At 38.0% G+C, this 23,396-nt stretch carries 21 protein-coding genes; all 21 read left to right on the top strand.

Features of this window, described 5'->3' with window-relative positions:
* The first annotated feature begins 3 nt into the window (after positions 1-3).
* On the top strand, positions 4-870 hold the full coding sequence (locus KO521_RS06335) for a TssN family type VI secretion system protein (RefSeq protein WP_215939058.1): 867 nt from the start codon (positions 4-6) through the stop codon (positions 868-870).
* Positions 871-880: 10 nt separating this feature from the next.
* Positions 881-2,023, top strand: a complete 1,143-nt coding sequence (locus KO521_RS06330) for a hypothetical protein (RefSeq protein WP_215939057.1) — start codon at positions 881-883, stop codon at positions 2,021-2,023.
* A 9-nt stretch (positions 2,024-2,032) separates the two neighbouring features.
* A complete protein-coding gene (tssO, locus tag KO521_RS06325; protein WP_215939056.1) occupies positions 2,033-2,542 on the top strand; it encodes a type VI secretion system TssO in 510 nt (169 codons plus the stop codon).
* 7 nt (positions 2,543-2,549) lie between these two features.
* Positions 2,550-5,012, top strand: coding sequence for an AAA family ATPase (locus KO521_RS06320; protein WP_215939055.1), 2,463 nt, complete (start codon positions 2,550-2,552; stop codon positions 5,010-5,012).
* Between the two features lie 57 nt (positions 5,013-5,069).
* The gene (locus KO521_RS06315) at positions 5,070-5,501 is read left to right on the top strand and encodes a GPW/gp25 family protein (protein ID WP_215939054.1); all 432 of its coding nucleotides are present in this window, start codon (positions 5,070-5,072) and stop codon (positions 5,499-5,501) included.
* A gap of 60 nt (positions 5,502-5,561) precedes the next feature.
* Complete coding sequence (locus KO521_RS06310) at positions 5,562-7,421, top strand: type VI secretion system baseplate subunit TssF (RefSeq protein WP_215939053.1); 1,860 nt, start codon at positions 5,562-5,564, stop codon at positions 7,419-7,421.
* A 186-nt stretch (positions 7,422-7,607) separates the two neighbouring features.
* Positions 7,608-9,443, top strand: coding sequence for a type VI secretion system Vgr family protein (locus tag KO521_RS06305; RefSeq protein WP_215939052.1), 1,836 nt, complete (start codon positions 7,608-7,610; stop codon positions 9,441-9,443).
* 20 nt (positions 9,444-9,463) lie between these two features.
* On the top strand, positions 9,464-10,321 hold the full coding sequence (locus KO521_RS06300) for a hypothetical protein (protein WP_215939051.1): 858 nt from the start codon (positions 9,464-9,466) through the stop codon (positions 10,319-10,321).
* A 4-nt stretch (positions 10,322-10,325) separates the two neighbouring features.
* Positions 10,326-10,811, top strand: coding sequence for a DUF4280 domain-containing protein (locus KO521_RS06295; RefSeq protein WP_215939050.1), 486 nt, complete (start codon positions 10,326-10,328; stop codon positions 10,809-10,811).
* Between the two features lie 9 nt (positions 10,812-10,820).
* Positions 10,821-13,424: an OmpA family protein gene (locus tag KO521_RS06290; RefSeq protein WP_215939049.1), complete on the top strand. Its 2,604-nt coding sequence runs from the start codon at positions 10,821-10,823 to the stop codon at positions 13,422-13,424.
* A gap of 14 nt (positions 13,425-13,438) precedes the next feature.
* Entirely contained in the window at positions 13,439-14,269 is an 831-nt protein-coding gene (locus KO521_RS06285; protein ID WP_215939048.1) for a hypothetical protein, read from the top strand.
* A 15-nt stretch (positions 14,270-14,284) separates the two neighbouring features.
* Positions 14,285-14,803 (top strand): hypothetical protein, encoded by a 519-nt coding sequence (locus KO521_RS06280; RefSeq protein ID WP_215939047.1) that lies wholly within the window; start codon positions 14,285-14,287, stop codon positions 14,801-14,803.
* Between the two features lie 11 nt (positions 14,804-14,814).
* Complete coding sequence (locus tag KO521_RS06275) at positions 14,815-15,309, top strand: hypothetical protein (protein WP_215939046.1); 495 nt, start codon at positions 14,815-14,817, stop codon at positions 15,307-15,309.
* 65 nt (positions 15,310-15,374) lie between these two features.
* Positions 15,375-15,989 carry a hypothetical protein gene (locus tag KO521_RS06270; protein WP_215939045.1) on the top strand — a complete coding sequence of 205 codons (615 nt, stop codon included), beginning with the start codon at positions 15,375-15,377 and terminating at the stop codon, positions 15,987-15,989.
* A 172-nt stretch (positions 15,990-16,161) separates the two neighbouring features.
* Positions 16,162-17,115: a hypothetical protein gene (locus KO521_RS06265; RefSeq protein ID WP_215939044.1), complete on the top strand. Its 954-nt coding sequence runs from the start codon at positions 16,162-16,164 to the stop codon at positions 17,113-17,115.
* Between the two features lie 10 nt (positions 17,116-17,125).
* Positions 17,126-17,686, top strand: a complete 561-nt coding sequence (locus tag KO521_RS06260) for a LemA family protein (protein WP_215939043.1) — start codon at positions 17,126-17,128, stop codon at positions 17,684-17,686.
* The gene (locus tag KO521_RS06255) at positions 17,670-18,032 is read left to right on the top strand and encodes a hypothetical protein (protein WP_215939042.1); all 363 of its coding nucleotides are present in this window, start codon (positions 17,670-17,672) and stop codon (positions 18,030-18,032) included. The genes KO521_RS06260 and KO521_RS06255 overlap by 17 nt, the downstream gene beginning before the upstream one ends.
* 383 nt (positions 18,033-18,415) lie before the next feature.
* Positions 18,416-20,260, top strand: a complete 1,845-nt coding sequence (locus KO521_RS06250; RefSeq protein ID WP_215939041.1) for a type VI secretion system Vgr family protein — start codon at positions 18,416-18,418, stop codon at positions 20,258-20,260.
* Between the two features lie 2 nt (positions 20,261-20,262).
* Entirely contained in the window at positions 20,263-21,153 is an 891-nt protein-coding gene (locus KO521_RS06245) for a hypothetical protein (RefSeq protein WP_215939040.1), read from the top strand.
* A gap of 12 nt (positions 21,154-21,165) precedes the next feature.
* Entirely contained in the window at positions 21,166-22,530 is a 1,365-nt protein-coding gene (locus KO521_RS06240; protein WP_215939039.1) for a PAAR-like protein, read from the top strand.
* A 25-nt stretch (positions 22,531-22,555) separates the two neighbouring features.
* Positions 22,556-23,347, top strand: coding sequence for a PoNe immunity protein domain-containing protein (locus KO521_RS06235; RefSeq protein WP_215939038.1), 792 nt, complete (start codon positions 22,556-22,558; stop codon positions 23,345-23,347).
* The last annotated feature ends 49 nt before the right edge of the window (positions 23,348-23,396 follow it).

The following is a 23,396-nucleotide window of genomic DNA, read 5'->3' as shown; positions in this document are numbered from 1 at the left end:
CCTATGATCGGAAGTTACCTAAAGAGATTTATAAATATACAAGCCCTGATTCCTTTTGCCATTGTCATGGTTTTCATTTTATTGGCGCTTGGTCTATTGGCCCGGAAAACTCCTGGGTTTAAAAGAAGAAAGAAAAAGTACTACTACTATCTTGCAGCCTTAATTGCCATAATGGGAATATTCTTGGCTATTATATACAACTTAAAGCAAACTACCTTAATGTTCCGTTATTTTTGGATGCTTGCCTTTGCAATGATAATGGGTGGCCTTCATGTATTTTTCTACCGCTATTTATTTGAAAAATTCGATACGGACAAAGGATTAAAAGAATTGCTTTTTGGAATCATAACATCATTTGCGGTCATGGTTCCGGTCATTATGATCGCTGCACACTATAAAGATTTGGAGTATCTACCCTACTATTTTTTAACGATTGCTGCATTTACAGTACCTACCAGCTTTTTCGTGCTCTTTGAATATTCTATCTCAATTCCGGTAAAGTTGTACACTAAATGGTATTATCCTATTCAGAAAAAATACGATACCCCAGAACATTATGAGCTTAAGAACATGATCATACTTAACTTTATGTTCTATAAAAATACCGAATCCGGGGAAATGACGAGCTTTAAAGCTAAAGCGCCCAAGAATATGGAATTTGGAAGATTGTTCTTTTTCTTCATAAACGACTATAACGTAAAAAAAACAACAACGAAAATAGAACTGAGCGATGCATCGGGTGACCCGCACGGTTGGTATTTTTATAGCAAACCAAAGTGGTATGGAGCTTCTAAACATATAGATTCCGAGCTTACCGTAGAAGATAATAACCTAAACGACGGCGATGTCGTAATTTGCCAACGTATATAATATAAATAGCATGATAGAGGATATCAAAAATTTTAAAATCAATTGGGTAGATGGCATGAAAATCTCCAAGGAGCATTTTGAAAGCCTTCAAAATTTTGCCGAAAACAGTATTAAAGATGCTTACGTCGTGCGCAAAGGCAGATACGGACATGGTTTCTTGGCTTCTTATCTTGATGGCAACAATGAATATGCTATAAACCTGGATGTTCATAAAAGCCTTAAAGTAAGCATCAAAAAATTACGCGCTATTACCCCCAATGGAAACCGAATAGAAATTACGGAGAACACACCTTCGGTCAAAGAAGAAATTGTTGTTGATGAATTGGCGGACAGTAAACTAGAGGAAGGTTTTTTGCTGATAAATTTGGATACGGACAACACCATACCTTTTGGCGCGCAAGACCCAAAAGAAATACCACCAAGATATCCATTTTTGACCAACGGACAGTTTTTTACTTTTATTACGAGTGATGATTTGGCAAAATCCGGCTTATCAGGCAATCAGCTCCCTATTGCTAAAATTCAAAAAGAAGGCAAAAGCCTTTCCATTGCAACAGACTACATACCCCCTAGTTTAACCCTTGGTGCTCATGAAAGCCTAATAGACTTTTATAACGAAACAGAGAACTTTGTAAAGATGACGGAGCGAAACGCAATCCTTATCGTTCAAAAGATAATGGCCAAACAGAGTGACAATCCTGTTGCAGATGCCATGCATTTGGCTGTTGACAAAGCGTATGCATACCTTGCCCAGCAAATTACGAAGATCAAATGGGAAGAATATGACATGCACCCCAAAGAACTTTTGGAAATTATCGTAAGTTTTGCACGAGTGTTTAAAGGATCGGTAGATATCTCATCTTCTCAGAACAAGGAAGAACTTTTCAATTATTTTGGAGAGTGGACCGAATTAAAAGGAGGTGACTATGAAAAAATATTTACGGATGTGATCAATATGCAATACAACCACAACGATGTAAACCAAAATGTAATTTTAGCATCTGGTTTTATGAGTGTTATTGATCGTTTACTTACGGTGTTAACGCAAGTTGATTATATTGGAAAACGAAGGGACATGGGTATTTTCGTAAATGAAAACATAGTCAAGAACAAACAGGACAAATCAGGTAAGACTTCGTTCCTAGCTGAATAAAAACATATTATGGAGATACTTAACAAAAAAGAAAGAACTTCTTCTTTCCTACTTTTTTTACTAATGTTCGTCATAACGGTGGGTATTCTGTTTACAGCTTTCTTCTACAGTTATAAACTGCCATGGAAAGAGAATGCGGTGCTACGTAAGGAAAATAAAAAAATGCAATACGAGTTTCTTTACCAGAAAAAATTCATCAATACTTTGGAAGATGTAGATAAACAAATAGATTCACTAGATACGGTAAAAGAAGGTTGGTTCTTTGTAGAACAGTCCATCATCAAGAATCTAATAGACCTTAGAAGTGATATCCCAAAAGATTCATTGGATGACCGTAGCATGTACGAGAACCTGGTCTTAACCTACAATAAACTCGTAGATGCCAAGAGAGATTTAAAACAAGTAGAAACCGCAAGACAGGAAATAAAAGATCTTGAGGAACAAGTTACCGATTATGAAAAAGAAATAAGCAGGCTCAATACAGCTTTAGATCTTGCTAAACGTATGAACCGAAACTAACCATTACATGAACACCGAATTAGAGAAAGCTATACACATTGCTACACAACTTGCCGAAGAACACCAACATGAAAGTTTTGGTCCCGCCCACTTAATAAAGGCCTCATTGAACAGAGACCTTTCTTTACTCCGAGCCCTACACGACAAAGGAGTAGATGTATATTTTATTGAAGAATGGGCCGATGTTAATATGGAATCACACCCCAAACGGTCAAGTCGTACAATGACCATTAAAGCTAGCTCAGAGGCTAAAATGGTATTTATAGAAGCAGAAGAGGTACAAGGTAAATTGAACAAGCCAGATGTTGATCTTATATGCTTGTTCATTTCTGCCATCACTCCTGGTGTTGGTTTTAGCTTTGACCAAGTAAAATCATTACCTGTAAGTAGTTCAGAATTGCTTGATAATTTTTCAACAGGAACTAGCAGCAACGGGGGAGCAAAAAAGAAAACCGTTACCAGTACAAGCGATTTCACTTCAGATACCGACGTATTAAAAAAATACACCAACGATTTGCTTGTTGAAGCATCCAGTGGTGATTATGACCATATCATAAACCGTGATCGCGAATTAAAGCAAATTGCAGAAATCCTAAGTAGAAAATCCAAACCCAATGTTATGGTTCAAGGGGAGTCTGGGGTTGGCAAAACGGTTTTAATCAATAATCTAGCCAAGGAAATTCATTCTAGAAAAATTGTAGACACCTTACAACAGGCCAGCCTATTAGAAGTGGATACTGCCGTGCTACTTTCGGGAGCATCGTATAAAGGAGAGGTTGAAGATCGTTTGCAAAGTATCTTTAACGAAGCCAAAAATTTGGTGAAACCCATCTTATTTGTTGATGATTTTCATGTGCTGTTGCAAGATGCGTCTGCCAGCCAAGGCATTTTAAATGTCATTAAATCGGAATTAAACAAAGGAGAGGTTATTTTAATTGGTGCCACAACGGCCGATAATTACAGAAAACATATTGCCAATGATGATGGACTTAATAGAAGGTTTGAGTCTGTGACGGTAGAAGAGCCGGATTCTGAAATGGCTTTCCGTATTTTAAAAAGTGTTGGCCAAACCTATACCGAACATCATACGTTAAACATAGATGATGAGGCCTTAAGAGAGTCTATTCGCCTATCAAAACGGTATTTAAAAGAAAAAAGCTTGCCCGATTCTGCCCTGGATTTGGTAGATAGAACTATGGCTGCGGCAAACGTTTCCACGCAATCATTACCAACAGATTTAGAAGATTTGAACGCTAAGATTACAGAAATAGAATCGGAAGGGGAAAAACAACAAGAAGCAGATAAGGTTCAGGCTATAGATTGGGTTTACATTGAACTTAAGAATAGATTGAGCCCTATAGTAACTGGTAAATTTGATACGGAAGATAGTCTAAGACTACCTACCTTCTCAAAAAAATCGGCCTATATAAAAAAGATATTGTCCGGTATTGAAAATCATTCAAAAGAAGACCGGACCGCAGTAACCGAAGAAGACCTTGCAGCAATGGTAGCCGGTATTACGGGTATTCCTGCCGGTAAGGTACAAACCCAAGAAAGAGAACGCTTGCTAGAGATGGAAGCCACCCTAAAGAAAAGGGTCATAGGCCAGGATAATGCTATACAGACCGTTACGGAAGCCATTATTGAATCTAGGTCCGGACTTTCAAAAGCCGGGCAGCCCATCGGCTCTTTTTTCTTCTCAGGACCTACAGGAACAGGAAAAACGGAATTAGCCAAATCATTGGCAGAATTTCTATTTAATGATGAGACGGCAATTCTTCGTTTTGATATGTCGGAATTTAAAGAAGAACATTCCGCAGCTTTATTATATGGAGCACCTCCGGGATATGTAGGTTATGAAGAGGGCGGGGTTTTGGTAAACAAAATACGCCAAAAACCATATTCGATCGTACTTTTTGATGAAATTGAAAAAGCGCATCAATCCGTTTTTGATGTGTTCTTACAGATTCTTGATGAAGGGAAGCTAAATGATCGTTTAGGAAAGGTCGGAGACTTTTCCAATGCGGTTATCCTGTTCACTTCCAATATTGGTTCCGATTTTATCAGCAAATCAATTGAAGGAGGTAAAATTCCTAAATCTAACGAATTGTTAGAGATTATGGCAGGATATTTTAGACCAGAGTTTTTAGGCCGGATTACTGAAATTGTACCTTTTGCGCCAATTTCTGAAAAGAACGCCCCATTCATCTTTGATCTTCATTTGAAGAAAGAATTATTGGTGCTTACTGAACGATTGGGGATTACTTTACAAATCGATAAAAAAACCAAGGATCATTTATCTTTGGATGGCTTCTCCTCTACGTATGGTGTTCGCCCCTTAAAGGCCGTTATCCGTAACAAATTAAAACGTCCGCTATCTAAAATGATTATTTCTGGAGCGATCAAGGCACCACAAACGGTAAAAGTTACGTTAAAGAAAGGCGAGCTAGATTTTAAAGTAATCAAGTAGTCGTAATAATTATAAAAATTTTACAAGCAATAACAATTGTAGTTGATTTAAAAAATAATGGCTAAACCGTATTACCAAGTCCCATTTGATTTTCAGCGTTTTTTTGAAAAAAAAGAGCTTAAAAAGTTAACGCTTCAAGACTCCATTTCTCAGTTTATAAGCGTTATCATAACTACTTATTTTGAAGAGTATACTTTTGATGAGCAGTTTGGAAGTGAAATTTGGGAAACTGATTTTGACCTTTTGGTAAATACCAATGTGCTAAAGGAAAGAATTAAAAAATCTTTGACGGAACAAATCAAAACCTACGAAAAACGCTTGACCAATATAGATCTGAACATTGAATTGATGGAAAGCCTCTCGTCTAAGACCAATAAGGTGCGCCTAAAGAAATATCTCTACATTACTATTAAAGGAACCATTGTAAAAACCGACGAGCCTTTTGTATTTACCGGTGATTATTATTTAGCGCCTTTGTCCTATAAATGATTGTCTAACAGAAGGTAATCAAGAAAAACCAAATTCAACTTTCAGTAAAAAAACAACAAGATGAAGGGCCTTACCAAAGAGGAGATAAAAGATAGACTTATTCGTAGAGCTGCCGAGGATTGGGGTGTAGACGATATGGAAATAGAATATTCCTTTGACCCTATTGTAGGTATTCTTTTTGATGCCTGTGCGCACGAGTTCGAACGTATTTCAGATACCATAAAAACAAGTCGGACCAAAGTAACCGAACGTTTGGTAGACCTTCTGACCCCAGAAATATCTGTAACTGCCAAACCAGCACACGCCGTTATGCATGCTTTGCCCGTTGATGATAAAATGGTAATCAATGAGAGAAGTCAGTTTTTTCACAGAAAAAGAATGCCGTTGTTCAGGGATAGTGGAAAGGAAGATTTTAAGGATTTTTTCTTTTGCCCTTCCGGAGAATTTACTTTAAATAATTGCGAACTCAACTATATTGCCTATCCGGACAAGGTTGTTTCATACCATAATCACAGAACAATTCCTTGGTTAAAAAGTTCTGATTTTGAAGGTAGTACCGAAAACTCCAGTATTTATATGGGCATTAAGCCTGCCCCTGGCATGAAGACCTTGGATGATCTCATTTGTTATTTTGACCTTTTGAATTTTGCCAACAAAGAGCTTTTGGTGCACCATTTGGGTATTGCTGATTGGTCTATAAATGGCCAATTGCTGAATGTATCCAAAGGGTATGCCCAACGGGAAATCGTAAAAGACGATTATAGTGCTTACATCAATGAGAGCATACAGAGTAAAATTCAGTTTTACGAGGAATACGTACAAGAGTTTTATCGAAATCATTTTTACACAGTAGATGGAAGTATAGATTTAAAGGGAAAGCTGAAAAAGTATCCTGAAGCATTCAAAGAATTCTTGACCCAAAAGGACCTTGATGCCCTTAGTACACCTTTACTATGGATTAAAATAGAATTTTCGACCGTAGTTTCTTCAGAAATGCTTGAAAACTTGCACTGTCACGTCAATTGCTTCCCAACGCTGAACAAAAAATCGCATAGCATCAGTAAACGTTTACAGCCTAATTTTAATATCATTCCTTTGGAATCAGGAAACGATTTCTTTTTAGATGTGCATAATGTATTGGGAGACAGCGGAAACGAATACTATGTAAGGGACAGAAATAAAAAAGACGATGCGCGACCCCAAGCTTATTTACGTTATGGTGGCGTAAGCAGGTTTGATGAACGAGACGCTTCGGAACTATTAAATTACACCTTAGACCTTCTTAAAGAGGACAGTGTGGCTTTTTCGGCCATGGGTGATGATTTTATCAACTCCAACTTAAAGGAACTCAAGCAGATTGTTTCCAGAATCGAGCAACAGATAGAACTGCGAAATTTCAGGAAACACAAAATTCCCTATTTGATAGTTAATCGAAATAGTGTTCAGAAAAATAGGGATAAAATTGTCTTTACGGATTATTGGACGACTACAGGGGATAAAGCGAATAAAATAAATCCGTACAGCAAATTATACCAATACTCGGGAACGGCTTTTAAGCCAGATTCGTTAGTTTTCGTAACGGGTAGTTTAGGTGGTCATGACGAACCAAACCCTAGTGAAAAAATCTATGCTTACCGGGAGCAAATTCTATCTAGGGGCCGTATCATAACACGTCAAGACATTGTACATCACTGCTTTGCCGTATTCAAAGGAGCAATCACTAAAGTTACTGTAGAAAAAGGCGTCATGGTTTCACAAGATAACTCCGTAGGCTACACCCCTACCACCGATATTTATATTAGCCGTAATCCAGACGCGGATTATAGTGAAAATGATTGGGAGCACCTTAAAAAAGAGCTTCTCATAGGCATTAAGACCAAATCATCAAACGTTTTGCCTTTTCGGGTTTTCTATATGTAGCAACCTATAATACCCCAATAGGGTAATGCGTTAGCTTATAGCGTTATATAATTTGTAAACTATAATTTACAAAGTTGCCTGTATACAAACAGGCAACTTGTACGAAATACCGTTCATCGAATTGTCATTTGAATTTTTGGTAACCCTTAGAATTCTAAATATCTTAATCAGTTAAAAAACCACCGCATGTCCAAAATCGTCAATATCAACCTCATTTTAAACGGTAATGCATTTCTTCCAAATTCGGGTTATTCCGTATCCGTAGAACAGGCCATTGGCGGCCACAGTACTTTTCGTATCGCTTTTCCCGCCCATGCCACGGAAACCTATGCCGGACCCCTTATGGAAAAAGCTTTGGGCTATATCGGCAAGAAAATGTCCATCGGACTCAATTCCGGTGAAATGGAATTTATAGGTGTGGTCACCAATGTAGACCTTCAAAAAGGAAACGGAGCTTCCGGCACCCTGGTCATCTCGGGCCATGGACCGTCCGTTCTACTGGCAAATTCGGTACAGTGCCTTAGTTACGAAGAGGGTACATCGCTATCACAAGTCGTTGAGGATACCCTAAAAGGACATTCAACGGACATTCTTAAGAAAAGTATAGGTACGGGTACAGGTATTTCTTTGCCCTACACGGTACAATATAATGAAAGTGACCTCTCGTTCCTTCAGAGATTGTGCAGCCGATACGGGGTTTGGCTCTATCATAACGGACGTAATTTTTGCGTGGGGAAATCGGACAGCGCTACTCTTAACGGCGTGTACGGGATCGATGTTCTATCATTCAATTTATCTACCTCGCTCAAAGAACAGGTTTTTGACATTAAAGGGCACGATTGGGTAAATAACACCCAGTTAGAGGCAAGCTCGGCCGCCCATACCGCCAATTCGTCCCACCCCTATCTTTCATCCATAAAAGACGAATCCGATACCCTGTTCAATAAAAAAAGCAGTTACGACTATACCATAGGACAACATGAATATAGTGCACAGGCCGGTCTTGATACCGCTGCCAAGGTGAACACCTTGGGAAGGGCATCCGGTATGGTGACCGCTTCCGGATCCTCCGAGCTAGTGGGCATGCGCGTGGGCGATACGCTTTCCTTAAAGGGTCTTAATTTTTCCGACCCTACAGCACAAGATCCTTACGGATCATACGATATTATAAAAGTGGTACACCGTTTTGACCATAGCGGACACTATAGCAATTCTTTTGAAGGCGTGCCAGAAGGTACCGAACACCTTCCCTACTCCAACAGTTTTGCTGTTACAAGGTCTGCCGATCAGCGCGGACTTGTTTTGGACAACGCAGATCCCGATGGCCTCGGACGGATAAAAGTGCAGTTTCCTTGGCAAAAACCTATGGGAACCAACACTCCGTGGATAAAAGTACCTACTCCCTACAGTGGTGGCGGTAAGGGGTTTTATTTCATTCCCGAAAAGGACGAAGAGGTATTGGTAGGCTTTGAGGGCGGAAACCCGGAAAAACCCTTTGTACTTAGTGCAGGGTTCAACAGCAGTGCCAGTAGTGGCTTTGCTGATGCGGATAACAACATCAAGGCCATCAAGACAAGAAGCGGGCATGTTATAGAATTGAATGATACGGATGGTGGGGAGAGTATAACGATTAAGGATAAGAATGACAATTTATTTACTATTGACACTAAAACCAATAACATTACCATATTTTCAAATAATGACATTAATGTAAACGCTGAAAACAATATTATGGTAACCGCTAAAGAAACTATGGTATTAAACGCTAAGAACATTAACATTGGTGCTGATGAAAACATAACTTTATCAGCTGGTAAAGATTTCACAACCAGCGTTTCAGAGAATCAGAATACCCTAACCAAGAATAAGAATATTATTGTTGAGGAAAACTTCATCGTAGATGCAAAAGTTCAAGAAACCACTGCAGATGAAATTACGCTCGATAGTAAATCAAAAAATTTAACTTTAGCTTCAGGAAAAACAGTAGACGTTCAAAGCAAGGAAAAAGTTAAGTTATTCTAATTTGAACACCAAGCTCTAAGATGACCAAAAATCCATTCAACACGGACCTATTATCGGCAGTAAACCTTAGATTGAACCCTAAAGGTTTTAACGGCGTTTATGGCTGCATGATTGAGTTTCAGTCAGGCGAAAGCTCAAACATGTTACGCTACAAACAACAGTTTGAATATCTTGGTGAAAGAAATGGACAAAATCATCTCTTTAGAATTACCAGATTTGAAGATATATTCATCAATGATAGAAAACCAGACAGTTTTCTTGAAGAATTAAGCCATGAGGTGAGCATGACACTATACCCCTTGGATGTTGAATGCAACTCTACCGGAAGTTTTAAAATAATCACAAATTTTCCTGAAATTCAAAAAAGGTGGTCGGTTAAAAAAGATGAATTACTGAATAAATATACCGATGAAAGTGTGCAAAAGTATATTGAAAAGGTATGTTATTCTCTTGCTTTTAAAGAACGGTTGTTGGTAAAATTAGAAAGTGATTATTTCTTGTCCGTATATTTTAAACCCATCTTCATTTACTATACCGCGTTTTTGAGTTTTGAAACTAATCTTTCATTTCCTGTTTTAGGTTTATCCAAACCTGTCAATTTTAAGGTAAATCAATCTATTGATGAAAAACAATTGCAACAAAATGAGTATCGTATACATATTAATGGCCAGATTGATGATGACCGCAGTCTAGCGGATTTAGAGCAAAAGTTTGACTATCCTAATTATAGTACCGAAGATGAAGAAGAAAAAGGATCTTGCTCTTTTATTTATTTACTGAATAATAAAACCAAAATAATAGAAGGTATTAATGGTGTTTTTGATTTGAAATTTGGGTCTACCCGAAAAGTATTAGTAAAAATGTTTCTTTTAGAATAAAATTATGAGCAGCAAATATGTAGTAGTACAAGATGCCTTATGCGAATGTGAGTTCGGTGACTTTCCTGATAAATTAAAAGTACTGTCACAGCAAAAAATTTATGCAAATGACAATAAGGCAAGCAATAAATTGATTGCTACTACATTGGAAATTGGTGGTGCTACATTTGAAAAAAACACCTTTGGACAATGTAAAATGCAACCTATGGGCAGTAGTTTCAAACCCTGCCAGATTGTGATTACCCAATGGGAAGGATCTTATGAAAATGTAGAATTGACAAATGGAGGGCAAATTCTATTGGAAGATAGTAAAGCCATATGCCCTATCGGCGGCAGCCCGTGCATTAGCATTCTGTTTCATGGTCAAACGAATGAACAATCCATCAATGCTACTACCGAAAATGAAGAGGTCGCAGAGCAAATTAATCCATTAGTGAGTTTGGAAGATTTGCAGGCACCAGAAATTGAGGACCAAATAATAGTTTCCTAAGTTTTAAATATGGGTGATAATATTGAAAAAATAGGGTTGATCAATCCGAATGATAGCAACATTTTATATAATAAAGGTGTTAAGTTCCCCTCGTATATTAAGGTGAAGGCGGACTGCGAAATTCAGATTAAAGCCTTTAAAAACGCTGGAGCTAAATTCAGACCTAAATGGATTGCTAAACCCAGGGAAAAAGGTCCTTTTAGCTCAAAGGATATGAATGGTCATACCGGTGATATTATGGGCGCTAAAGTTGAGGCCAAATATTGTGGGCCACAAAAGTATCATATTGAAGCTTTTGCGGATGACCCTATAAATAGAGAGCCAAATCGCATTATTGTTCAAGGCCAAGCTCCACAAAAAATTACCAAAGCTGAATGGCGAAAGTCGAAAACTGGAAGCAGTCTTAGTACCACTCCCAACAAATTTGGAAATGATATTTGGCTTCATTTAGAAACTGAAGGATTAAATGGTGCCAAATTAAATATAAGTGTATTTAATGAGCAATATGGAGACGATGGTTATGTTACAAGCTATACGGCGAAATGCTATGGAGGAGAAGTAAACCTGAATATTAAGAACACCTACAAATGGAGAGCCGGCACGGGCTGGATAACCAGCAATAGTGAGGAATTCTACGTAAAAATAAAAGTGATTGGGAAAAGCTATTACGTTGCCAATAAAAGTGGTGACCATAAAATTGCCCAACATGTCGTATTCAAAGATAAAATAACCAAAAAGTCCACCAAAAAATCAACTAGTGATTTACCTGTAAAGATAGATGAGAACGAAATTGATTTAGAACGTTACGAGCCGTGTAGGTTCAAGAAAATAACGGTTACCGATGAAGGTGCTGAAATAGAACTTTTTGAAGAAGGGACGTTAAAAATAGATGAAGACCGTAAAAAGGATTTTGCGGTATCGGAAAAGATTTTTTTTGATTTTGAGAAATGGAATATTAAAGCAGGGGCCATGGAAGTACTTAATGGTATTGCCACTTTTTTACTGGATAGTCCATTTGTTCCTGTAACATTAGGGGCGCATTGCGATAGTCGTGGATCAAATGAATATAATGACAAACTTTCAAATAATCGCGCAATAGCTGCAGTAGATTATCTAGTTAACAAAGGAGTTTCGAGAACTAGAATAACAGCAAAGGGCTATGGCAAAAGGCGCCCCTATATAAAAGGCGATAATCTTTCAGAAGCGGAACACCTCTTAAATCGTAGAGTTACCATACAATTTAATATTAGCGGAGGTGATGCACAAAGTATTATTTATAATACAGTTGCTCCTGACATTACCAAACAAAAAGATTTCACTCTAAAAGTTGAAGACTACAATATAAAAAAATGTTTGAGGGTGGAACTGAGTGACCCGCATGATGAAATTGTATATGTTGCAGAGTTGACAAGAGAAGGAAAAAGTGACTTGAAGAATTATCCAAAGGAAAACGTTAACCATCAACTATACTCCGATGTGTTACCCGATACTTTTGTTCCCTTTGATTATATCTGGCTCTCCAAATCAATTACCACCAATAATTTTTTATACTATATAAGTAGCTGCAGATATTATAGTGACCCAAAAAAAGCAGCAGTAATAGTAAAAGTCTATCCAGATATTAAATGGGAATTAGCGGCAGAACTCGCAATCGGGGTTTCCAACTATAAGGCGGCCAATATGCCTTCTGGTAGTATTTACCAAAAACATAATGAAAAAGCAAGAGAGGCAGGCTATACAAGATGGCAACTCAATAAAACAGGTAAGCTTCCTATAGATATTGGATTGGGACTTTCAGTAGAATGGAACAATGGTGACCATAAGAGAAGTTATACTCAAGAATTTAAAAAGAAAATTCAACCCCTTGCAGAAACCGTTTCTACATTTTCTGAAATTGTCCAAAACGCAATCAATTATGCCCAAAGTACGGCAAAAGCGACGGCAATACCCGTTGGCTTTGATATTCGATATCCTAAATTCAAAGTCGCTGCAAGCTGGTTTTTTAAACGTGATGACAAAACAAATAAAATAGTTACCGCGGGAGAACTAAGTTTATCTTTCGACCCTTTAATTGGGGCTGAAGCTGTTGTAGACATAATAGGAATGGCCATAGCTGCGGCCTCTTATGGTGCTACTGGTAACCCAGCCGCAGCAAGATTGATAAACAATTTTCGTGGAGGATTGGACAAATTAGGAGCAAGCGTTACTTTTGAGGCAACTTTTTATGGTGAGCTCAAATTTGAAGTATTAGCCGTAAAATTTGATACCCTTAATGGTTTTTCCCTAGGTGGCAAAACCACTATTGGAGGTAAGTTCGGCGTTACAATTGAACTTAGTATTGACATAGAGCTTGGTAAATTAGCAGGTGCAAAAACTAAACCTATTGATGCGAGTTTCAAGGCTGGTATTAAGGGAGATGGCTATTTCGGTGGCGATATTGAAATTGACTCAGATGATAATGGTATATTCGTACAACCAGTGGTTAAATTTTCCGGAATTATGATTGTAGGAGAAATAGAAGGAGAAATAGGGTGGTGGAAATCCAGTTTTAAAATAGAGGAAAGGGTAATGCCTGAAGACGAGAAAAGATTCGATAAAAAGTATTTATTTTAGTAAAATAGTATTTTATGCAACATAATTTTTTAAAGCCCTATTATTCCTTATATCAAAGGTTTGGGTGTTCCGGCGAACTATATGTGAACGACGTATTGGTATACAGTTTTTTTGGAGACCAGACACAAGAAGGCGGTTCTACTGGGACCGTGCCTATCAACAATGTTATTTTAGAAAGTGGTAAATATAAAGTAGTAGGCAAAATGCTTCCTAGATATGGTAAAAAAACCATTACGGAAGAAGAATATATGACTCTAGACTTTCATGTAGCCGAGGCTGAAGGGCCATTGGGTACAATGAAAAAGACAAGGTACAAATTTCACCCCCGTATAGAACAACCTTGGGATGGCCTTAGCGAAAATATTAATTATCCTGTATTTGAAATATTAACAGAAATAGAAGTTGAATTACCTTTTGTTCTTGATGGTTGGCAAAACTCGGTCGACCTCTCAAAAATTAAAGAAGAAAAACTTTTTGAAGAGGTTTTTGCCTTTTACAACCAACTATATTTAGTGATGGAATCACATAATGCAGGAAAATATTTAGAACTTTCCAAAGAAAAAATGAGATTGCAAGAGCAAGCCTTTTACTTTTCAGAAGAACGAAAAGTGAGTTTTCAAAAAGGGGCCATGCAAATTTTTGGTCAAGAATTGCAAATGGTACCCATAAAAAAAGAAGAGCTGCGTATGCAGGTCATGGGACATGGTAAGCTAGTGCGTCTGGTGCGCCTTGATGGTACGGAAGCTTTAAAATTTAAGAGTCCAGACCCAAAAAACCAAAGCGATATTGAATTTGAAGTAAAGCTTCACAAACGGGACCTTTCAAAAGGGTTCTCTATCATATAGTCAGTTTTTCGAAATATGAAAAATCTACGATATGAATTTTTGGATCCTTTCATGGAAAAGGAACTTGTAAAAGAAGGAATCTCCAAAAAACAAGTTTTAGCCGATTTTGAAAAAATAAATTGGCACAAACTGGTGATAGAATCCTTCTCTAGAAACCAAGATGGAAATACGGACAAAAAAGAGGCAGACCCGAGAAACGATTTTTGGTATTTCAACATCTCCTACTCCGATGTAAAACATCAAAAATCACAACTATTAATTGTACCCAACTTTGCAAGTAACGATTCTTTTTTGGAAAACGATTTGCGGTTTTCGCTTGAATATAGCAGACCGAAAATGGTGGAGGTACCCAAATGGAAACAATTTTTCGGAAGTGCCGATAAAAAGCTTGTGACCGATTTCTCAACCTGCATAAGGGAAATCAACTTTATCGACACAAGGGATTTACTTGTTCATTTTCTGGATGGGGAAAATAGAATTCTTGAAAACAGGATAACTGAAACCGGTCCATTATTTTTAAACCGTTTTGATTAATAAAACTATTCATGAAACGAAGACAATTTATCGAAAGTACCTTGGTTACAATTATAGGTCTCTGTTCCCCTCCCCTTTTGGCAAGTTGCTCCAAAAAAGGTAATATTCCTTTAAATACCATTATAGGTGAAAAAGAAAAATTGCTTATGGAATTTCCCCGTCAAGGAAATCAATATTTTTCATTCTACATACTCAAACAAGGTGATTTCGACCACCCCAATATAAAAGGAGACAAAGCCTATGTTTATTGTGAAAATGGTAAGATTGTAGGATACACCATTACTTCTGAAAAGATTGAGGAAAAACAAAAATGGCAGGAACATTCAAAACAAATGTATGGTGTCGGGAAAAAAATCTATGAGAATGATTATGGCATGTCGCAACAATGGCAAAACGAAAAACGAAAAATCACCCTAAGTTCATCTGGGAACCAAAGAGAAAATATTGATGATAAGGTGTTTTATAGCGAGGTTCTTTCCTCAAGTAATATTATACTGGCAAATTAACGGCTTTCGTAATCAGTGAGTCTTTCCTACTATCGAATTAAGCTAGTGAGCAAACAACTGAATCAATGACCTACTTGCTAATCCCCATATTATTAGCCTCAATCTTAAGTTTTCTTTTTCTGCAGAAAAAAAAATCTCGGAATAAGACCAGTATAGCCTTTAAAGGCTTTACTTTTTTATGGGTGAATATGGTCTTTTTACTACTTTTTTATTTAACTCCGGAATTGGTGAAAACTGGCTACGCCTTCATTACCTATCCCAGGTACGAGGCCGAAATAATTGACCTAAAAAGTGAATCTAGTTGGATAAACAGAAGCGGAAGCAGGCGTAGGGTTCTTATGTACACTCCAATCGTTAGTTTTAAACCAAAAAATAGTACGGAGTATCTTAAAATGACATTGGACATATCAACGTCGGAAAGACCTGAAATTGGCAGTATTAGAGAGGTTGCCTATAAGAACAAGGTAATATATGAAATCTCCACAAAGGCTTATCTCTTTTTGGCAGGCACTGTCTTACTATGCATCTTCTTGTTCTACCCTATTCTCTATTTGATATTTGTTATAATTGGTAAAGACACTGAATATCTTAAAAAAACAGGAGTCAAGGGTTTTGTTTATTTTGCACTTTTAGGTATTATTACATTCGCCATCCTTCTGTTTTATGGCCTGAAAGGATAAAAATGCAATGAGATAGATAAAATATTTAGGTTAATTAAATGTTATAAATTAAAAGCAATTCTATTTAAAATAGCATATCCTGGAAACCTTCCATACAAATAATATCGATGCTAGTATAGTTGGATTTCTAACGCTATTCTCGTCAGCATTTGGCATTTTCTATTATCTTGTCTTGAAAGCGCTCTTTGAACTACACCTAAAACCGGCCTGGCCGCTTTTTGTTGTTTCTCCTGTCGTTGTAATCCTTACCGCATTATACGACCCTGGCTATGTTCCATTCGCATGCCTTGTAAATTTCCCTATTCTTCTTTTGCTAATGATTATTGGGGGAATCTATAAATCTATTCGAAAAAAAGAGTCGCTATTGCATCTTTTGCTTTTTTTCTTAGGCCTACCTATACTAATGCTTACTTGGCCTTGGGGCATTGGGCTCTTGTTCGCGTATGGCGTTTTAATGGCTATCATTAAACCAAGCGATAAAAGCACCTTTTATGAATTGCAACGAGCGCTACCCACTTCTAAAATACGTTCAATGGCCATGGGTCTGGTAGAGGTAACTGGTAAAACGAGTATGTTGGAACCTGTTATATCCAGAATAAAAAAAGAACCCTGTATTGGTTATTTATATAAAATTGATTCCATTAGTAGGGATAAAGATGGAAAAAAATCGTACAATAATATCTCGACCGAAACGGTCTGTAATGATTTTTTACTAAATGACGGCACGGCTTCAGCAGTAGTCAGCGGTACGGATATTTCTTTTGTCGATTTACCGGAGTCGCCACATTCTTATGAATCAAATAGTAGACGTTATCAACTATTCCTGCTTGTAGAAAACATGTCGGTTTTACTTATAGGCAAGGCCGTAAATAAAAATCAAAAGGTTCGTATAGAAAAGGATAAAGGAAAAGACATCTTTGCCCTTTCCTTGAGGGAAAAGGTATATAGATATAATTTATATCGCCCCTTAAGAAAATCTCTCATTAGGCATCTCATAATGCTACTTGCACTAATAACCTTAATTTTCATGATGGATTTAAAAATTGAAGACGGTACCCTGTACATTTCTATTTCATCGGTATACGAATCGTTCAACCTGTCGGAAATTTTTAACTTCAACCTCTAAAACAACACCCATGCAAAATATAATCGGATTTGTAATACTCGCTCTGATAATCCTTTTCATTATTACCAGTGGCGTACGAATCTACAATCGTTTGGTAATGCTGAACCTAAACGTTGATAAGAGTTTCGCCAATATTGATGTGCTCTTAAAACAACGCGCCGATGAAATACCGGAGCTCATAAAGATCGTTAAGAAGTATATGGAATATGAAGAGGGCCTGATGAACAAGGTGACCGAATTAAGGACCAAGTATTTAAATGCTACCAATAATGACAACAAGATAAAAACAGCAAATGAACTGAATAAGGCCTTTGCCAATATCTTAGCGGTTTCCGAGAACTATCCCGATTTAAAAGCCAATACATCCTTCGTCTCCCTACAAGGAAGGGTTTCGGAACTGGAGAATCATTTGGCCGATCGCAGAGAACTTTATAATGACAGCGTGAATTTATATAATATAGGCATTAATGAATTTCCCGCCCTATTATTAGCCAAACCTTTGGGATACAGTAACAAAGAACTACTACAGATTTCCGAAATAGAAAAGCAGTACCATGGAGTTCAGTTTTGAGTATTATGATTTCCTAATGGTTTTGAACAGCAATCTTGCTGTTATTCAATCCTTAGCCTATATAGGTATTTTAGTATTGTATTTGCCCTACAGGTTCTTGATTAGCCTTTTCAATCAGGCTCCCGATGGTAAAATGAATATTTTGGGCCTATTCTATTTTGGTGCCACATGGTTCATTGGTGCTATAGTAGTTGGTATTATGCAATATAATGACCTACCGGTATTAAAATTATTTTTAGTTTGGACCATTATAGCCCTAGCTAACCTCATGTTTGTTTTGAATAATAATTCCCTTTTGTACAAGATTTATCAAAGTAAACTAAAGAGGATAATGAACACGGAGTAAACCACTGTTTTCTACTATTAAAATGTCTAATCCTCCAAATAGATACTGCGCCTCTCAACGTATTTATTTTATCGTCAGTAACCTTTTCGGATTGATTATGGGTTGGCTTACTCGTTTGGGTACTCTTCACAAACGCTTACCAGCAATGAACATTCCCAAGGCAATGTTAGGAAAACATATAAAATGTGATTTTATAAAATAAGTTAATTCCATTTTCAAATTTCAATCTATAATAATTAATGTTAAACCCACGCCATCCCTTACCCTACATTTATCCGTATGTAAAAAGAGTGCCTGTACGAAATACCGTTCATCGATTTAAAATCTATTTTTTTGGTAACTCGTATAATTCTAAATACCTTAAACCGCTTAAATACAACCGCATGTCTAAAATTGTCGATATCAAACTTATTTTAAATGGCAACGAATTTCTGCCAAAATCGGGTTATACCGTTTCCGTAGAACAGGCCATAGGTGGCCACAGTGCTTTTAGGGTTTCCTTTCCTGCACACGCTACGGAGACCTATGCGGGACCACTTATGGAGACCGCCCTTGGTTTTATCGGCAAGAAAATGTCCATTGGGCTCAATGCGGGGAAAATGGAATTTACCGGTATCATCACCAATGTAGACCTTCAAAAAGGAGCCGGTGCAGCGGGTACGCTTGTTGTTTCAGGCCATGGGCCTGCCGTGCTATTGGCCAATTCGGTACAGTGCTTCAGTTATGAAGAAGGCACATCGTTATCACAAGTGGTAGAAGACACGTTAAAAGGACATTCAACGGATATAATAAAGAAAAGTATTGGCACAGGTACCGACGTTACCCTTCCCTATACGGTTCAGTACAACGAAAGTGACCTCTCGTTTTTACAACGGCTTTGTAGTCGTTACGGCGTATGGCTCTATCACAACGGTATGGATTTTTGTGTAGGAAGATCAGGAAATACTACACTCAACGGCGTCTATGGTGTTGATGTACTTTCGTTCAATCTGTCCACTTCGTTAAAAGAACAAACATTTGACATAAAGGGCCACGACTGGGTGAACGATACGCTTTTAGAGGCAAGTTCATCTTCTCACATAGCCAATTCCTCTCACCCGTACCTCGCGCCGGTAAAAGATGAATCGGATGCCGTATTCACTAAAAAAGGTAGTTACGATTATACAATTGGGCAACATGAATACAGTGCACAGGGCGGGCTTGATACGGCTACTAAAGTAAATACCTTAGGTAGGGCATCCGGTATGGTAACCGCTTCGGGAACTTCGGAACTGGTTTCCTTGCGCGTGGGGGATACACTCTCGCTAGACGGCCTCAATTTCTCCGATCCTACAAAAAAAGACCCTTACGGTTCTTACGATATCATAAAAGTAGTACACCGTTTTGACCATAGCGGCCATTACACCAATTCTTTTGAGGGCGTACCTGAGGGTACCGAACACTTGCCCTACTCCAACAGCTTTGCGGCACCACGGGCCGCGGACCAACGCGGACTCGTATTAGACAACGCCGACCCTGATGGGTTAGGTAGAATTAAAGTACAGTTCCCATGGCAAAAGCCTATGGGCACCAGTACGCCATGGATAAAGGTACCAACACCCTATAGTGGTAGCGGAAAAGGTTTTTATTTTATTCCTGAAAAAGAAGAGGAAGTATTGGTAAGCTTTGAGGCCGGAAATCCGGAAAAACCGTATGTGTCAAGTGCTGGATACAATGCTAACGCCAAGAGTGATTTTTACGACCCGAACAACAACATAAAAGCCATCAAGACCCGTAGTGGAAACCAAATCATATTAAACGACAAAAATGGTAGTATAACTATGGCCGACCCCAGTGGCAATACAGTTATTATGCAAGGAAATGGAGAAATAGTTATTAAAGCGCCGAAAAAACTGACACTCATTTCTACTGATATTAATATACAAGCCGGTAACAGTCTTAATCTTAGTGCAAAACCGGGAGATGATGACGATGGTTCGGCCGAAGGCATAGTTAGTATAACCGCGCAAAAAATGATGAAAACACAGGTAATTGATGAAACTTTAACTTTCAGTGCTAAAGAATCGATAAGTTTTGAAAGTACAGATTCTGAATTTTCTGCCAAAGCAAAAACAAATATATCTCTTGATTCTAATAAGAATATAAATCTAATCGGTAAGGAAAAAGTTTCTCTAAACGGAAATTCAGAGACTATTATATCTGGTGGTGAGGTGAAAATAAATTCTTGATTATGAAGATGTTAATAAAAAAGAAAGTAGCACCCACCATATATCAGTGTACTACCGTAAACAGAACTGTTATCGGAGCAAAAAAAATCGAATTCGTTTTAGACAAAGTAATCGAAGTTTCATTGGATAAAAGTGAAGCTGACCACAAGATATTTACGATTAAGCTTCTAGGACATAAGTTAATAGGTACGAGCCTTATACATGAGTGGACAGGCGATATGGAAGAATTGCAAAATAAACTTGTTTTAAAGACAGATGTAAACGGTGCTATCATCGGAATTCAAAATAGAAATGACCTTTACATCAAATGGCACAGCGGCTTCATGGCCAAAATGCTCCAAAAATATAAAAAAAGAGGAGGCGACGGTACGAAATTGATGGTAGACCTAACTACTAAGCTAATTAGCAATGAAAAGGCACTTTTAAAATCACTTGACGGATTTAACTTATACCACATTTTTTTTCAAGGTAATTACGAAAAAAAGCTCTCCACAGGAGGTAGTGAATATAAAATCAAGGGCCATTTTGGCAAAATAGATTTACCCCTAAACTTGCAAACCGAGATTTCTAAATCTAAAATTGAAGGTCAGAGCTTTACCACAATAGACACCCAGGGGTTCTTAAATAAAGACAAGTTTAAGCAAGAAGCCTTTACCAAGTATATAAAAGGAATGATAGGGGTTTTAGATGTTGATGCCACCTTACATGTAGAAATGGAGGAAAAATACACCTATAATAACATGGGGTGGATTACCGAGGCCGACCTATACCTTAAAACACACGCCGCGAATATGTACGCCTTGGCAAATGCACATATTGTGAAACAAATAAGCAAAGAAGAAAGTGAACTGGTACTGCAAAGTTTTGCAAAAACAGAACAGCTAACCCATTAATAACCGGCAGCAATGGCAAAAAAATATATACCCAATGGTAGTTGTCTGGTTTGTGACAAAGGGGCCGCACCGACCCAGCTGATCGTTACCAACCATAACAATACCAAGATCTACGGCGAATTTTTGGCTTCGGAAGCAGATATGAAGCCAGGAGAAAACATCATGCCCTTTGGTGCATGCAGTGTTAAAAATGGTAGCCCTTGCGCCTTTGCACCTTTGTATTGGGACAAGTGCAATAAAGATGTTAAGGTAAACGGCTATAAATTGGTATTCGAAGATGCTAAATTATTATGTGCTACGGGCGGGCAGATTATGGTTAGTATAACCGCAACAAGTGGTACGGGCACCATACAATTTGGGCTTACCGGTATGGGCTTTGGCGCACTACCTTGGGTAGACTATAACAGGGCCATAGATTTTATACAACGGGGCATTATTTATGATGTGGAAAGCGGAAAACTCAGTTTAGTAAGATCTAATAGTGCCAGTGACTATAGACGCCATGGTAATTATGGCGAGATGAAGGACAATGTATTTCATAGAGCGGATGGTTGGGACGATATACGTGCCGAACACCCGCTTATAGATATTGACAAACCAACGGCTCCCGGTATCGATGGGGCCTATAATAAAGGAGGGGTCGGTGGAGATTACAAAGAAACTGATGGAAAGTACAATAGTGCAGAGTTACAAAAAAATAAAGGAACGGGGTTTAAAGAATTAGATCAGAATTGGAGTCAGAATCATCTCGACAATGGGGCAATTTCCAATCCAGATCACGCACTGGAAATCTCAAATAGAAATCAAAATAATACCTTAGATCGCGCTATTACCCGTACCCATACGGATGGAACTATGCGGACTGAACCCGTAGATGGAAATGCTTCTAAGTTACGAGGGCAAGGAACAGATATAGAATACCCGCAGACCCGTGCCCAACAATTGGCAACTTCGGTACGATCATCTATTTCCAATTCTGCCCCCATACAGGCCTTGGCCGATTCTAAAATGTCTAATGCGGTCAGGAACTCCGAGGCCGCCCTACAGGCAAACGAGTATTTATGGCGTAATTCCGATCAAATAGCCAAATACGGTAAGGTAGTTGGTAGAGGAGCTGTCGTTGTGGGTGTAGTTATGGATACCTATAGTATTGGTACGGCCTATGCCGAAGAAGGGGAGTTCGGTGAAAAGACACAGGCTGCTGCAGGTTCTGCCGCCGGTGGTATGGCAGGTGGGTGGGCCGGTGCCCAATTGGGTGCTATTATAGGTACGGCAATTTGCCCGGGTATCGGTACCGTAGTGGGGGGCATCATCGGGGGTGTCATTGGTGGCCTTGCAGGTAGCAGCTTTGGGAAAGCCTTGGCTGGCTGGTTTTAACTGACTAATTTTATAAAAAAATAAAATGGGAATTTTTAAAAGTATATTTACTTCTAATAAAAAAACAAATACTACATATATTCTACGTCAATCCCAGTATAAAGACGAACTCTATTTTTTGGAAGAATTAAAACGTATTTCAAAGTGGGAAAATTCTTATAAATCTAATCAAGGACAATACCTGAAAAGCCATGTAGAGTTATTGCCATCTCATTATTATGCGAACTATACCTTGATGTTTCAAAAAATACAAGTATCCTACTCTCTAGGAATTGAAATTAAAACTATAAAAACAACATTTAACAATGCATTTATCAATTTTTGTCATGCTCTTGAAAAGCAAAGTGCATATACTGACTTTCTAAATGTAATTTCATTAAGTACCTTATTAAATTTTAAGTTTGAAAATTTTAAAATATTTTCAGATTTGTTTGAGAAACCCCAAGATAATGACAATTTTAAATCTCTGTTAGCTGATAATCTTATATGGTTTCTAATGAAAAACAAATTGGAAAAAACGTCAAGTAAACCAAATAAGGTAGCTTATCCAGAACTAACCAAATCCCTTTCTTTGGCTATAGAGTCAAGTAGTGAGGAGGCTATAAGATTAGTCCATGAGTATCTTGATGAGTGGTATACATTGAACAAGGATATGGCTTGGTATGATTCCCATAAGCGTCAATGGGGTTATTCTGGCTATTGGTGTTGGGAGGCCGGTGCCGTGGTCAAGGTCATGGGCTTGGATGATAGTAGTTTCAAAGACCATCCACATTACCCTTATGATATGGTGCATTGGCAAGATAAAGTATCCGTTTAAAATGGGAATTTTTAAAAGTATATTTTCTTCAAAGAAAGAAGAAAAAGAA

Source organism: Zobellia uliginosa, assembly GCF_018860745.1.
In the GTDB taxonomy this organism is placed as follows: Bacteria; Bacteroidota; Bacteroidia; order Flavobacteriales; family Flavobacteriaceae; genus Zobellia; species Zobellia uliginosa_B.
This window is presented reverse-complemented; position numbering and strand designations above follow the sequence as displayed.

What these genes read in the sequence shown, in the direction of transcription:
- KO521_RS06255 (WP_215939042.1), top strand. Translation starts at nt 17,670, where the DNA reads ATGGAGTTCAGTTTTGAGTATTATGATTTCCTAATGGTTTTGAACAGC.
- KO521_RS06235 (WP_215939038.1), top strand. Translation starts at nt 22,556, where the DNA reads ATGGGAATTTTTAAAAGTATATTTACTTCTAATAAAAAAACAAATACT.
- KO521_RS06280 (WP_215939047.1), top strand. Translation starts at nt 14,285, where the DNA reads ATGAAAAATCTACGATATGAATTTTTGGATCCTTTCATGGAAAAGGAA.
- KO521_RS06300 (WP_215939051.1), top strand. Translation starts at nt 9,464, where the DNA reads ATGACCAAAAATCCATTCAACACGGACCTATTATCGGCAGTAAACCTT.
- KO521_RS06335 (WP_215939058.1), top strand. Translation starts at nt 4, where the DNA reads ATGATCGGAAGTTACCTAAAGAGATTTATAAATATACAAGCCCTGATT.
- KO521_RS06290 (WP_215939049.1), top strand. Translation starts at nt 10,821, where the DNA reads ATGGGTGATAATATTGAAAAAATAGGGTTGATCAATCCGAATGATAGC.
- KO521_RS06260 (WP_215939043.1), top strand. Translation starts at nt 17,126, where the DNA reads ATGCAAAATATAATCGGATTTGTAATACTCGCTCTGATAATCCTTTTC.
- KO521_RS06240 (WP_215939039.1), top strand. Translation starts at nt 21,166, where the DNA reads ATGGCAAAAAAATATATACCCAATGGTAGTTGTCTGGTTTGTGACAAA.
- KO521_RS06330 (WP_215939057.1), top strand. Translation starts at nt 881, where the DNA reads ATGATAGAGGATATCAAAAATTTTAAAATCAATTGGGTAGATGGCATG.
- tssO (WP_215939056.1), top strand. Translation starts at nt 2,033, where the DNA reads ATGGAGATACTTAACAAAAAAGAAAGAACTTCTTCTTTCCTACTTTTT.
- KO521_RS06275 (WP_215939046.1), top strand. Translation starts at nt 14,815, where the DNA reads ATGAAACGAAGACAATTTATCGAAAGTACCTTGGTTACAATTATAGGT.
- KO521_RS06270 (WP_215939045.1), top strand. Translation starts at nt 15,375, where the DNA reads ATGACCTACTTGCTAATCCCCATATTATTAGCCTCAATCTTAAGTTTT.
- KO521_RS06250 (WP_215939041.1), top strand. Translation starts at nt 18,416, where the DNA reads ATGTCTAAAATTGTCGATATCAAACTTATTTTAAATGGCAACGAATTT.
- KO521_RS06245 (WP_215939040.1), top strand. Translation starts at nt 20,263, where the DNA reads ATGAAGATGTTAATAAAAAAGAAAGTAGCACCCACCATATATCAGTGT.
- KO521_RS06285 (WP_215939048.1), top strand. Translation starts at nt 13,439, where the DNA reads ATGCAACATAATTTTTTAAAGCCCTATTATTCCTTATATCAAAGGTTT.
- KO521_RS06295 (WP_215939050.1), top strand. Translation starts at nt 10,326, where the DNA reads ATGAGCAGCAAATATGTAGTAGTACAAGATGCCTTATGCGAATGTGAG.
- KO521_RS06310 (WP_215939053.1), top strand. Translation starts at nt 5,562, where the DNA reads ATGAAGGGCCTTACCAAAGAGGAGATAAAAGATAGACTTATTCGTAGA.
- KO521_RS06315 (WP_215939054.1), top strand. Translation starts at nt 5,070, where the DNA reads ATGGCTAAACCGTATTACCAAGTCCCATTTGATTTTCAGCGTTTTTTT.
- KO521_RS06305 (WP_215939052.1), top strand. Translation starts at nt 7,608, where the DNA reads ATGTCCAAAATCGTCAATATCAACCTCATTTTAAACGGTAATGCATTT.
- KO521_RS06320 (WP_215939055.1), top strand. Translation starts at nt 2,550, where the DNA reads ATGAACACCGAATTAGAGAAAGCTATACACATTGCTACACAACTTGCC.